Raw genomic sequence first — 12,126 nt, 5'->3', positions numbered from 1 at the left:
ACGCTTACTATTCCCTAAAATCTAACTGATTTAAAAGCAAACCAGACCCTGGCGCTACATAAGTAAGTTCAATGTTGTTGTTTGGCATTAATGACTGCTCAATGATCTTTAAATCAATTTCACCTTTTCCTAGTTGTATAAGTGCGCCCATAATCATCCGTACTTGATAGCGTACAAATCCATTGGCTTTAATATGTAATGCATAGCTCTTTTCTGGAAAAAAATTAGCCTTTAAAATATTGTTTTCTTGGATGTAGCAAGAAACTACCTCGCGGATGTTATTCTTATTTTTACTTTGTTTAACGGTATAGGCTGAAAAATCGTTCTTTCCTGCAAATAATGTTGCAGTTTCAACCATTAATTCAAAATTTAAATCTTCTTGAATATTTGTAATGAACGGGGCTGCAAAAGGATGATTCTTTGTTCCAAAAGAAAATAAATAAACATATTCTTTTAATTTTACATCTTTTATAACATTAAAGTTTTCATTCTTTTCAACCATACTAAGTATCTTAATATCAGAAGGTAAATTAAGATTAAAAATATTTTTAAAAATTTCTAAATTTGGAATAGGTGTCCCTTCGAGGTATATTTCAAAAGCACCATTTAAAGAGGAAACTTTTGCATCTGTTCTGCCAGCTCCCAAAATCTTAAGCTTTCTATTTGGAAGAATAAATTTTAAGGTTTTCAAAAGCATTCCTTCTATAGTTTTTTGATTTGGTTGCTTTTGCCATCCACTAAAGCGAAAACCTAGAAATTGGATTCGTACCAAATAATACACATATTTATCACTCATAGCATGCTGGATTACGCGAAAATTCGAAACTAAATCAATTTTTTGTATTTTGTAAAGAGTTTAACTAACTAAAACCAACCTTATATGGAAAATACCTTAAGAGTAAAACCACCGCTGTGGTTTTGGATTATCTCCGTCATTGGATTATTATGGAATTTAATGGGAGTTGGTGCTTACTTAGCCGACGCCTTTATGTCTATAGAAGATTTAGAAGCACTAACACAAGCACAACGAGAATTACATGAAGCTCAACCTGCATGGGTTACGGCGTGCTATGCGATAGCCGTTTGGGCTGGTGCGTTGGGTTGTGTATTTTTATTAATGAGAAAAAAATGGGCACGCCCCGTTTTATTAGTTTCACTTTTAGGTGTTATAGGGCAACAGATTTACATGAAATTCCTTAGTAATACCTATGAAGTATATGGTGGAGCTGCAATGTTGCTGCCAATTATGGTTATTATAATAGCGGTAGCACTAGTCTTTTTTGCTAGACTATCAGATAGCAAACAATGGATATTATAAATAATTTGTAAAGTATCCTTTTTTATTAACCCCTTGACGATAAAGAGGCTGTTTATTGTACTGTTTTAGTGTAAAATCTTACATTTACGCACTTTATCGAAAAAATAAAATAAACGTTATATGGGCACGTTTTTTAAAATAAACCACAAGGTTCCCCAAGCCTTATAACCTACTTTACTATGAATTCAATTTTACGAATATTGCCGTGGAGACGCATATTAGTGATGACAGTGTCAATTTTGGCTATACTAATCATTTTTAATTTTTACGGCTTATATACAAACAAGTTTTACTTTTTCAAATTTGATAATTATATTTTTCCATTGCTTACACTAGTCCATTTTGGATTTTTGTATGTATTATGGTTCAAAATAAAAGAAGAAGAAGTAGCTGATCCTAAAATGAGGAATTTAGAATATGCACTCTATGCGATTTTAGTAGTTTATGTCTTTAAGTTTTTCAGTACGCTTTCTATACTATTTAGTTATGGACAGTATGAAAATCATGTTATACCCGGAACCTTTATTCCTGTTGGGATTATAATACTCCTTTTATATGTGACACTAATTTGTTTAACATTATTAGCATTTAAGTACAGAAAAGATAAAGTGGGACCATATGAATTTGATGATTTAAACCAACACATAGATTCATGGGAATAAAATACTATGGATTATTTACAAATAGAAACTCCGATATTGTGAAATATCGGAGTTTTATATTTTATACTCTTTTGAATTTTGATGAGGACAAGTTTATCGAGTTACAAAACCACTAGGAAAACTAGCAGTCACATTACTTACAATCTCTTGTACTCCTATTGCATCTTCTGCAACCATGCCGGCAAGTGGCTTTAAAGTAAATGGAGCAGGGCTATTATCTGGGAAAGGCTCAATACTAATTACAGCAATTTTACCTCGAACGTCTGTTGGAAACACTACATTATCCGGTGCATTCTGAAGAAAATCTTCACCCGGATACATCGGTCCTGGATTAGTGCCACTAAAAGGAGCACCTTCATCGGAGCCCTCAGTAGATGTAAAAGTTCCAGTAGTTAATGGTACTCCATCTACTACTATCCATCCCTCATATTTCCATCCCGCTTCTAATTCAGGCAAATCTAAACCTGCGATTGCACTTCCTGAGCTATTATCTAAAAACCATACGCCACTATATTTTTCATTATCAGCGCCAGTACCTGTTGGCGCAGCTATAATAAATTTGCCGGAAAGTGATTCAAAAGACGGCGCTACAGTTCCTGTCCCTAAATTAGCTGTATTCCCATCGAAATTACCGACGAATATTTTAGTATCCGCAGGAGTTGGTGATGGATCTGGGTTAGGCTCAATAGAAAGTACAAATGTTGTTGCCTCATCTAATACTTGATTATCCATTTCAAATTGAGTTTGAGAAAGACTACCATTGGCATCTACCGAGAAGGTTCCTGTTGAAATAGGTGAACCATCAACAATAACCCATCCTTCATATAAATAATCATCTCCAAGGTCTTCCAAGCCGGATAGGTTAAGAGTTAAATTGGTGGTTGTGTCCATTGGAGTGTCTTCAGAATCATCGTTACTACAGGAGATACTCGTTAAGGCAAGGAAAATACTTAACATGCCTATTTTAAATTTTAGATTTATCATTTCGTTTGTTTTAATTATTATACAAACTAACTATTGCGAAATAACAGGGCTGTCACGGATATTTAAACATTATGTGCATTTATGGGATGAATTTGTGATACTTTATCATCGCATGTTAATTACTATAGCTTATCTGTTTAACTATGAATGCAAAAAGCCTTGGTTAATAACCAAGGCCTTTCTTCTTGTGGTACTAAATATTTTAGTTTGCCTCAATACTGATTTGTACTAAATTATAACCACCTCTTAAATCAGGATGTCCTGCGACACCTTCATAAGATTCAATAATTCCTTTTCCGTATTGTACATCATCAATATGCATTACTCTTCTTATAGTATTGTTTTCATCGGATGCGCCTGTATTTGGCCCTGATTGAAATGGCGCTTGATCCATACCCAAACCTATCGGTTGATCAATTTCTGTACCGGCATCAAACAAATAAGCGTGATGTGTTGCCGTATAACCTGTTCTAGGAGTGCCATCTCCATTAAATAAATGATAACCACCATTATCAGCTGCTATGAACCAATCATTACTGAAAACAAACATGGTATTAAAACCTAACTTATAACCAACTGGAGCATCTAATGTAAAAGTTAAACTACCTCCGGGACCTACTGGTGCCATTTCGTTACTTTTTGCAGCTGGCATAAGTAAATCATTGGTGATATATTCATACATAATAGAGGCATTACCGTCTTCTGCTATTTCTTCAATTCCACTAGTTATCATTGCCGCTTCCCCTTGTGTGAATACAGGATCTGACGCCGTATTGTACGCATATACAATGCCTGGTGCTAATACTGTAAAAGATGAGGACATACGCAATGGTGCGCCTGTATCACATGTAGCTGTTAACCACTCATATAAGTTTGTAGGATTTCCTCTCAACGCAATTTCTGCTAATCCATGACCAAAATCAGGATATCCTGGTTCAAATAGCGGATTGTCTTGTGCATGTACGACCGCAATTCCGGGTGTAATTACAATTGGGTCAGTTTCTACTTTATTTCCCCTCACATTCTCTAACTTTAATGTAAAAATCATAGATGCTTCATCGTATGTCAGTGTAGCTGCAATGAAATCAGCTACATCAGTAGTTACTATTCTAACTGTATTGTCATCATCAGGCTCACCGGCAGTACCACCATTCGGTTCAGTAGCCCTTGTCGCCGGATCTTCTTCCTCGACACCAGCATCCCATAAATAAACCTGGTCGGTAACATCGCCAGTAACTGGCATTCCATCTTCAAATAAAACTATTCCTTCTGCTTTAGGTGCAAAAAACCAATCGTTAGAAACAGCAGACATTGTTGCGAAACTTACTCGACCACCTGGAGCAGCCGCCTTAAAATCGATGGAAAAGAAACAACCCGCGTCCGGTACTGGGCCAGGTTCTGTTGCTGTGTTATCCATATTAAACACAGTAGCGCTTAAATATTGTACTACGTTTTTAATAGTAATATTAAAGGAAGTAGTTTCAATTTCCTCCTCAACTTCTGTCTCGGTTACAGCTTCAGCCTCTGGTTCAGCCGTTGCCTCCGTTTCTGTTTTTTGTGCCTCTGCAATAGTTTCAATTGGTGTTTCCTCATCACAAGAATATAATAAGGCAATTGCAGCAATTACAATTAAGCTTCTAAATGTTCTAAAGTTTTTCATTTTTAATAGTTTTTAGGATTATTTCCACAAACTAAGACCTATAACAATTTATCGGAGTCACGAAAACTTCAACTTTTATTGCAATCTTGTTAGGGTTTTGTGACCTTATCGACTATTGTTAAAGTTTTCCAATTGAACTAAAACCAGAAAAGCGTAGTTGTCCTTAGAAAATCTGCATTTTAACTTTTAAAAGTTACTTGTGATATCTATGTGATACTTTTTAACTTCTTTCGTAATCAATTAATTATGAAACAAATACTTATAATAGAAGATGATCCAGAAATTATTAAACTTCTGGAAATTCACCTGACAGATTTAATCTATACCACCTCAAAAGCAACTGATGGGGCATTAGGATTAAAAATGGCAATGGATAATGATTATGACCTCATTATTCTAGATTTAACCTTGCCATCCATGGATGGGATTGAAGTCTGTAAACGATTACGGAAAGAAAAAAACACTCCAATTATTATGCTTACGGCGAAATCAGAAGAAATAGACCGTGTACTTGGACTTGAAATTGGAGCTGATGATTACATTACAAAACCGTTTAGTATTAGAGAACTACTTGCTAGAATAAAAGCTGTAATGCGTAGAACTGACATAAAACAGACTAGTACTAAAAATACGGCTTCTATTTCTGTGGAAGGTATGTTAGTTGATATAGAAAAAAGAAAAGTTCTATTAAATGATCAACGCATAGAACTTTCACCTAAAGAATTTGAGCTACTGGTATTAATGGCATCAAATCCCGGAAGAAACTATTCACGCACCGAATTGTTGAATATTATTTGGGGGTATAATTTCGAGGGCTATGAACATACTGTAAATTCTCATATTAACAGATTGCGTGCAAAGATAGAATCGGATATGGCTAACCCAACTTATATTCTTACTACTTGGGGCGTAGGGTATAAATTTAATGAAGACATCGTATTATGAGTATGGCCGAAAAAACCTTAACACCAAAATTGATTAAAAAGCTATGGGCAGCCTTTATATTATTGGTTTTGCTCATGGGAGCTTCATATATTTTAATCACAAATTACTTTGCTACAAAACACAATCAAGAAACAACGCAACGTCTAAATGCCGATGTGGCAAACCATGTAATTGCTGAAAAATTTCAAAACGATTCTCCTTTCCTTGAAGATGGAAGCGTAAATAAAGAATTATTTGGTGATTTAATGCATGATATGATGGCCGTTAATCAAGGTATTGAAGTGTATTTGCTAAATGATGTTGGCGAAATATTGTATTCTGTGGTTTTAGACCACGATGCCGGTGCTCCAACTAAAAGTGTTTCATTAGCACCCATTAAAACATTTATAGACGCCAAAGGCAAAGAGTTCGTTTTAGGTGATGACCCTATTAATCTAAATACCCAAAAAATATTTTCTGCCGCGCCATATTCAGTAGATGGAAGAAATGGATATGTGTATATAGTACTTGCAGGTAAAAAGTTTCAGGAAGTAAGTGAAACACTTATGGGTCAATATTTTGCAAAACTCGGCACAGGTGCTACAGTACTTGCAATGTTATTTACAGCGCTTTTGGGATTGCTAGCTATATGGTTTTTAACAAAAAACTTGAGGTTGATAACTAGTACTGTACGTAAATTTCAAGAGGGTGACCTTGATGCCCGAATTGAAAACCCAAATAAATCTGATATTGCAATTTTTGCAAATTCTTTTAATGAAATGGCGGATACGATAGTAGACAATATGGACAAAATGAAATCTGTGGATTTATTACGTAGGGAATTAATAGCAAATGTTTCACATGACTTAAGAACTCCTTTAGCTATTTTAAAAGGATATATCGAAACTTTGCAGATGAAAAGTGATACCCTAACAGCATCTGAAAAAGAAGAATATCTGCAAATCACTCATGATAATGTTGATCGTCTATCTAAATTGATTAATCAACTATTTGAGTATTCTAAACTTGAAGCTGAACAGGTGGTACCAGTAAAAGAACCTTTTTCAATTACTGAGTTGTCCTATGATCTTATTGCTAAGTTTAATGTTCTTGCTGCTAAAAAAGACATTAGCCTTCAATTACAAAACCCCAAAGAAAATTGTATGGTTTTTGCAGATGTTAGTTTGGTAGAACGCGCACTGCAAAATTTAATTGAAAATGCAATAAAATATACTGAAACCAATGGTACGGTGACGCTTTCGTTAGAGAAAAAAGGAAAAAATATTGAAATTAATATTACCGATACCGGCACTGGAATTCCAGTTAATGAGCAACCCTTTATTTTCGATCGCTACAAGCAAGTTGATAAAAGTCCAAAGAAACAAGGTTCTGGGTTAGGACTTGCAATAGTTAAAAAAATTATGGAACTACACGATACTACTATTACGGTATTAAGTAAACCAAAAGAAGGAAGTTCATTTATTTTCAACTTGCCTTCGTACCAACAAGCCTAGGGGAAATTAATTGCTAAAAGGAGAACCCTTCAGAACACTGAAGGGTTTTCTTATTTACTAAAATTTTATAACCCACTAATATAACTTCCATACAAGTCATTAAATTGATACCCTTCAGCAAATCTTTGCTTGCTTAACTTTTTAAACGCCACCAATCCCCAAATCAAAAGTTCCTTAAGGAAATAAATATCTTCTTTTGGAAAGTCTGGTTGGTATTCTTTTATAAGGATACTTAACTCAGGTATTCCATCCAACGCACGTTTATATTCTTCATCGGTGAAATCATCCAATAATTCAAAACCTTGACTTTCTTGAAAAAACCAAGACAACAAACCATCGTATGGGGTTTCTGCATCTTTACGTTCTAACTTCTTTATTGCTGGGAAATATTTTGGAAACAACATTTTTACGGCATCATCAATTAAAATTGCAGCAACGCCATCGGCTCCCTCCTGCTCTCCTTCATACACCAATTCTATCTTACCTGTAATTGCTGGAATAACCCCTAAGAAATCGCTTAGTCGTACCGTTGTATTTTCCGCACCTGATAATAAAGCTCTACGTTCTGCAGCACTTAATAAGTTTTCGAAAGCCGTAATACTTGTTCTAGCACTCACCCCACTTTTAGCATCTACATATTCACTATTACGCGCTGAAAAACTAATCTGCTCCAATAAATCTTTTGCTAAATCTGGAACATACACTACATCTGTTTGTCTTTGATCTAGATTAGATTCTTGCTCCGTAATTTTACGGGCAGTTTCAATATCATCTGGGTAATGCGTTAATATCTGTGACCCTATTCTATCTTTTAGAGGGGTAACTATACTGCCCCTATTGGTATAATCTTCAGGGTTTGCTGTGAAAACAAATTGCAAATCTAATGGTAATCTTAATTTGAACCCACGAATTTGAATATCACCTTCTTCTAAAATATTAAATAGCGAAACCTGAATTCTAGCTTGTAAATCAGGCAATTCATTGATTACAAAAATACAACGGTTTGCACGTGGTATCATTCCAAAATGAATCACACGGTCATCAGCATATGATAATTTTAAATTTGCCGCTTTTATTGGATCTACATCACCTATTAAATCGGCAACCGTAACATCAGGAGTCGCCAGTTTTTCATAAAACCGCTCGTTTCGATGCAACCAAGAAATTGGAGTATCATCGCCTTTTTCTTTAATCAATTCCAAAGCATATCGAGACATTGGTGCCAACGGGTCATCATTAATTTCAGAACCAGCCACTACCGGAATATATTCATCCAACAAATTCACCATCAATCTTGCCAAACGTGTTTTGGCCTGTCCACGTAAGCCTAATAAATTTATATTATGGCGTGAAAGAATTGCCCGTTCTAGTTCTGGTATTACACTATCTTCATAACCCCAAACACCCTCAAAACTATCTTTACCTGCTTTAATATTTTCACGAAGGTTATCACGCAATTCATCTTTTATGCTTTTACTTTTATACCCCGCATTTTCTAATTCTTTTAAAGTGGTAATCTCTGTATACTTTAAACTCATATATCTTGTGCTATTATTTAACTAAAATAGGAATTGTTTGTTTTAATTCATCCGGTTTTTTAATTCGGACTTTAATATTGACATATTCCCATTTTCCATTCACTTTCTCTGCTAATACATCCATTTTTGAACGTATATTTTTAATTTTTTTATCGCCACGTACGCCAATAGTTATTGCCACAGAATCACCTGTTTTAGAATACCCAACCGAACCTTCTACCATATCAAATGTATGCATAGGTTCCAATTCTCCCAATAAGGCAATTATTTTAGGGTTCCTTTTAGCAATTGCCAACGCACCTTCTGCTATTTCTGGTTCTGAATATGCTTTTGCTAAATAGGCTACATTTCGTGGTAACTCTTTCGGCAAAGTAGAAATAAATAAACCTGTACAGATTACAAAGAATAACAAAAACCATGTTCGCTTTTTCTGATACCATAATCTATTTTGTGTGCCCATTTAGTTTTAGTCTCTTATTTAGACTTATTGCTATACCTTTTATTTCAATCGTTTCCTTCTATTACTCTCATAGTCTTCAAAAATCATTTCACCCAATCCTTTTAACCCTGTGAAAAATGCTTTGCCTTTATTGGCTTCCGTAAACTGACGTATAAACTTCATCAAATAAGGATCCTGTGCAATCATAAAAGTCGTAATTGGAATGTGTAACTTTCGTGCTTGCCGCGCCATGTTGTAACATTTCTCAACAATGTAATCATCCAAGCCAACACTATTCTTATAATAGGTACCATCGGGTAACCGCAAACAACTTGGTTTACCATCGGTTATCATAAAAATTTGCTTGTTGGTATTTCGCTTTCTACGTAACATATCCATCGCTAATTGTAAACCAGCAACTGTATTTGTATGATATGGACCAACTTTTAAATACGGTAAATCTTTAATGGGAATAGGCCAGGCATCATTACCAAACACTAAAATATCCAGTGTATCCTTAGGATATCGTGTAGTAATTAATTCTGCCAGTGCCATTGCAACCTTTTTTGCAGGTGTAATACGATCTTCTCCATACAAAATCATACTATGGCTAATATCAATCATTAAAATAGTACTCATCTGGGCCTTGTATTGCGTGTCCTCCACCACAAGGTCATTTTCATCCAAAGAAAAACTACCAATACCGTGATTTATTTGTGCATTTTTTAAGCTCTCAGTCATCGAAATATGCTCTAAACCATCGCCATAACGGTATTCGCGCATATCACCCGTATGTTCATCTCCTTGTCCAGATTTTCCTGTTTTATGATTACCAGCACCACTCCTTTTTAACTTACCAAAAATTTGATCTAAAGCATGTTGTCGAATAATACGTTCCATTTTAGCGGTAATTGAAATTACCCCCTTTTTAGTTTCGTCACCATCATCATCTCCTTCTTCGCCTGAAGCATCGCCATCATCTTCAAACTCTTCTTGAATAAAGCCTTTCGCTTTTAGCTCTTCAATAAAATCATCAATAGTATATTCATCAGTAGTTAGCTCGTATTCTTTATCTAATTCGTGCAACCAATCAATAGCTTCATCAAAATCACCTGAAGTGTGTGTAATCAGCTCTTGAAAAATCTCAAAAAGCTTTTCAAAGGGAGTTTGTTCTGGGGCTTCGTAAGGTGTAAACCGAAATCCTTGTCTTGTTGTCATAGCCATAGTATAAATTTAAGATATTTGAACCTGAGTATCTCGTTTTTTAGGAAAAGTTAACGTTAGCCATTTTTGTGTTTTCTATTACTTTGGTCGTTATAATAGCTGTAAATTAACAGGCTAAGTTTACAATATGCCGTATCACTTTCTACATAAACAATGCGCCGGATTCATAAATACTCCGCCATTATGGAATACGGAACAATTTGGTGTGCAACAATTTGAGTTTCCCGATATTGAATTATCCTATTTCACTCCCACTCCCATTCCCAAGAATATCCGTCTAGGGCATCAAATGGAATATATTTGTAAACAGCTCTTAAATCACTCAAAGCGCTATGAGGTGTTGTTGCATAATCTTCCTATTTATAGGGGTAAGCAAACACTTGGTGAAATTGATTTTATACTAAAGGATACATCCACCGAACAACTAATTCATGTAGAATTAACCTATAAATTTTACATCATAAATCCGGATATTACAGATCCTATTCACAATTTAATCGGACCAAATAAACGGGATGCCTTCTTTGCTAAAATTCAAAAAATAAAGAACAAACAATTTCAATTGTTACATTCGTTTGAAGGGGCACAAGCACTGCAAGAAAATAACATCAGCCCTACAAACATTGTACATCAAGCTTGTTTTAAAGGTCAAATATTTAAACCCTATGATGCTGCTATTGCAACGTTGCACCCTATAAATGAAGATTGCATAGCTGGATATTGGCTGCGCTTAGATGATTTAAAAAAAGACGCATTCGAAACTTTCCAATTCTATATTCCTTCTAAATCGGAATGGGTAATAGAACCGCATGAGGATGTAGAATGGATAGTACACCTTCAAGCAATTGTAGCCCTTACAACACATATGCTTCGAAAGAATGCACCCATGGTTTGGATGAAAAAATCAGCTACTGATTTTAAGAAGTTCTTTGTAGTATGGTGGTAAAAAATAGCACAAAAAAAAGTGGATTATTTCCCGAAAGAAATAACCCACTTCAAGTTCATAAATCAATTTTTATTCGAAGGTATAACTGAACTTATTCACTTCTGTCAATCTAAAATACCCATGGGCATAATTCTCGGGATTTGTTAGATTCGCGCAATTACCTTTTACAGCAACAGGTGTAGCTTCAAAAAGTCCTACGCCTCCGATTTGACTGATTAGAATTTCTAAATAATCTTTATACGCTGTTGAAATTGCTGCCATTTCAATGTCGACGATATCACCAGGTTGAAAAGATTCTACTTCATCGGTTTCATCATCATCATCCAATTCAAGCCACCAATCAATTTCGTTTCCATTTACAAATCTATCATCACCAACTTCTAATGTAGGTAGTAAATCGCGTTGATTTTTAAATTTAAAAAACACATTATTTCCTTCCTCAGGTGGGTCTTGAAAAACAACATGCACTTCCAATTCCTCATCATTAAAACCATCTTCTATTCCTTGATAAACCTCTTCAATATCTGGTACCGGATTTAATGTTTCGGTAGCAATATAGGTTTCCCCATTATAAATAACCTCTAAAGTAAAAGATTGATTCATTACAGGTATAAATTCGTCAGTAGTATAATCACCATTGTTCTGATCAACAAATAAAACCTGTGTATTGTCAGCATCATTAGTAACGGTAACTGTTGCACCGGTTGCCGAAGTATTACTGTTTGTTTCAAAAAATGCTGTAGACGTTCGCAAAGAAATAGTTTGATTATTACCAGCTGTTCCTTTATCCCAATCTAAAGAAGCTTCAATCACCAATCTCGTTTCTGCGGTTTGTACTGGTACATCAATTACATCGGTACACGAAGCGAATGCAACCGCTACAAATAGTATTGTTAATTTTATATAGTTTTTCATCT

Annotated in this window: 12 protein-coding genes; 5 read left to right on the top strand and 7 right to left on the bottom strand. The window is 35.0% G+C overall.

From position 1 onward, the window contains the following. Positions 1-7: 7 nt before the first annotated feature. A complete protein-coding gene (locus ABJF52_RS01415) occupies positions 8-796 on the bottom strand; it encodes a tRNA pseudouridine(38-40) synthase TruA (protein ID WP_348145218.1) in 789 nt (262 codons plus the stop codon). A gap of 84 nt (positions 797-880) precedes the next feature. Here ABJF52_RS01415 and ABJF52_RS01410 point away from each other — a divergent pair, with 84 nt between their 5' ends. Together ABJF52_RS01410 and ABJF52_RS01405 are read left to right on the top strand one after the other, a co-directional pair. Then, positions 881-1,318 (top strand): hypothetical protein, encoded by a 438-nt coding sequence (locus ABJF52_RS01410; RefSeq protein ID WP_348145216.1) that lies wholly within the window; start codon positions 881-883, stop codon positions 1,316-1,318. Positions 1,319-1,641: 323 nt separating this feature from the next. Beyond that, positions 1,642-1,980 (top strand): hypothetical protein, encoded by a 339-nt coding sequence (locus ABJF52_RS01405; RefSeq protein WP_348145213.1) that lies wholly within the window; start codon positions 1,642-1,644, stop codon positions 1,978-1,980. 93 nt (positions 1,981-2,073) lie between these two features. Here the strand turns inward: ABJF52_RS01405 and ABJF52_RS01400 are convergent, their stop codons facing one another. Together ABJF52_RS01400 and ABJF52_RS01395 are read right to left on the bottom strand one after the other, a co-directional pair. Continuing rightward, on the bottom strand, positions 2,074-2,964 hold the full coding sequence (locus ABJF52_RS01400; protein WP_348145210.1) for an anti-sigma factor: 891 nt from the start codon (positions 2,962-2,964) through the stop codon (positions 2,074-2,076). 202 nt (positions 2,965-3,166) lie between these two features. Next, positions 3,167-4,624 (bottom strand): spondin domain-containing protein, encoded by a 1,458-nt coding sequence (locus tag ABJF52_RS01395; RefSeq protein ID WP_348145207.1) that lies wholly within the window; start codon positions 4,622-4,624, stop codon positions 3,167-3,169. A gap of 246 nt (positions 4,625-4,870) precedes the next feature. Here ABJF52_RS01395 and ABJF52_RS01390 point away from each other — a divergent pair, with 246 nt between their 5' ends. Next, positions 4,871-5,569 (top strand): response regulator transcription factor, encoded by a 699-nt coding sequence (locus ABJF52_RS01390; protein WP_348145204.1) that lies wholly within the window; start codon positions 4,871-4,873, stop codon positions 5,567-5,569. After that, a complete protein-coding gene (locus ABJF52_RS01385) occupies positions 5,566-7,062 on the top strand; it encodes a HAMP domain-containing sensor histidine kinase (protein ID WP_348145202.1) in 1,497 nt (498 codons plus the stop codon). Before ABJF52_RS01390 ends, ABJF52_RS01385 begins: the two co-directional genes overlap by 4 nt. 65 nt (positions 7,063-7,127) lie before the next feature. Here ABJF52_RS01385 and ABJF52_RS01380 read toward each other — a convergent pair whose 3' ends face one another. From ABJF52_RS01380 to ABJF52_RS01370, 3 genes are read right to left on the bottom strand one after another with little or no spacing between them, the layout of a single operon-like run. Then, a complete protein-coding gene (locus ABJF52_RS01380; RefSeq protein WP_348145200.1) occupies positions 7,128-8,600 on the bottom strand; it encodes an AAA family ATPase in 1,473 nt (490 codons plus the stop codon). 13 nt (positions 8,601-8,613) lie between these two features. After that, a complete protein-coding gene (locus ABJF52_RS01375) occupies positions 8,614-9,060 on the bottom strand; it encodes a hypothetical protein (RefSeq protein ID WP_348145198.1) in 447 nt (148 codons plus the stop codon). Between the two features lie 39 nt (positions 9,061-9,099). Then, positions 9,100-10,263 carry a VWA domain-containing protein gene (locus ABJF52_RS01370; protein WP_348145195.1) on the bottom strand — a complete coding sequence of 388 codons (1,164 nt, stop codon included), beginning with the start codon at positions 10,261-10,263 and terminating at the stop codon, positions 9,100-9,102. A gap of 127 nt (positions 10,264-10,390) precedes the next feature. Between ABJF52_RS01370 and ABJF52_RS01365 the strand changes: the two genes are divergently transcribed. Continuing rightward, entirely contained in the window at positions 10,391-11,209 is an 819-nt protein-coding gene (locus ABJF52_RS01365; protein ID WP_348145192.1) for a DUF1853 family protein, read from the top strand. 69 nt (positions 11,210-11,278) lie between these two features. Here the strand turns inward: ABJF52_RS01365 and ABJF52_RS01360 are convergent, their stop codons facing one another. Then, the gene (locus ABJF52_RS01360) at positions 11,279-12,124 is read right to left on the bottom strand and encodes a DUF4249 domain-containing protein (RefSeq protein ID WP_348145190.1); all 846 of its coding nucleotides are present in this window, start codon (positions 12,122-12,124) and stop codon (positions 11,279-11,281) included. Between the last annotated feature and the right edge of the window lie 2 nt (positions 12,125-12,126).

This window comes from Aurantibacter sp., assembly GCF_039941195.1.
Lineage (GTDB): Bacteria > Bacteroidota > Bacteroidia > Flavobacteriales > Flavobacteriaceae > Aurantibacter_A.
This window is presented reverse-complemented; position numbering and strand designations above follow the sequence as displayed.

Bases quoted from the DNA above. Each gene is read 5' to 3' on its own strand.
- ABJF52_RS01415 (WP_348145218.1), bottom strand. From the start codon at position 796: ATGAGTGATAAATATGTGTATTATTTGGTACGAATCCAATTTCTAGGT.
- ABJF52_RS01410 (WP_348145216.1), top strand. From the start codon at position 881: ATGGAAAATACCTTAAGAGTAAAACCACCGCTGTGGTTTTGGATTATC.
- ABJF52_RS01400 (WP_348145210.1), bottom strand. From the start codon at position 2,964: ATGATAAATCTAAAATTTAAAATAGGCATGTTAAGTATTTTCCTTGCC.
- ABJF52_RS01395 (WP_348145207.1), bottom strand. From the start codon at position 4,624: ATGAAAAACTTTAGAACATTTAGAAGCTTAATTGTAATTGCTGCAATT.
- ABJF52_RS01390 (WP_348145204.1), top strand. From the start codon at position 4,871: ATGAAACAAATACTTATAATAGAAGATGATCCAGAAATTATTAAACTT.
- ABJF52_RS01385 (WP_348145202.1), top strand. From the start codon at position 5,566: ATGAGTATGGCCGAAAAAACCTTAACACCAAAATTGATTAAAAAGCTA.
- ABJF52_RS01380 (WP_348145200.1), bottom strand. From the start codon at position 8,600: ATGAGTTTAAAGTATACAGAGATTACCACTTTAAAAGAATTAGAAAAT.
- ABJF52_RS01375 (WP_348145198.1), bottom strand. From the start codon at position 9,060: ATGGGCACACAAAATAGATTATGGTATCAGAAAAAGCGAACATGGTTT.
- ABJF52_RS01370 (WP_348145195.1), bottom strand. From the start codon at position 10,263: ATGGCTATGACAACAAGACAAGGATTTCGGTTTACACCTTACGAAGCC.
- ABJF52_RS01365 (WP_348145192.1), top strand. From the start codon at position 10,391: ATGCCGTATCACTTTCTACATAAACAATGCGCCGGATTCATAAATACT.
- ABJF52_RS01360 (WP_348145190.1), bottom strand. From the start codon at position 12,124: ATGAAAAACTATATAAAATTAACAATACTATTTGTAGCGGTTGCATTC.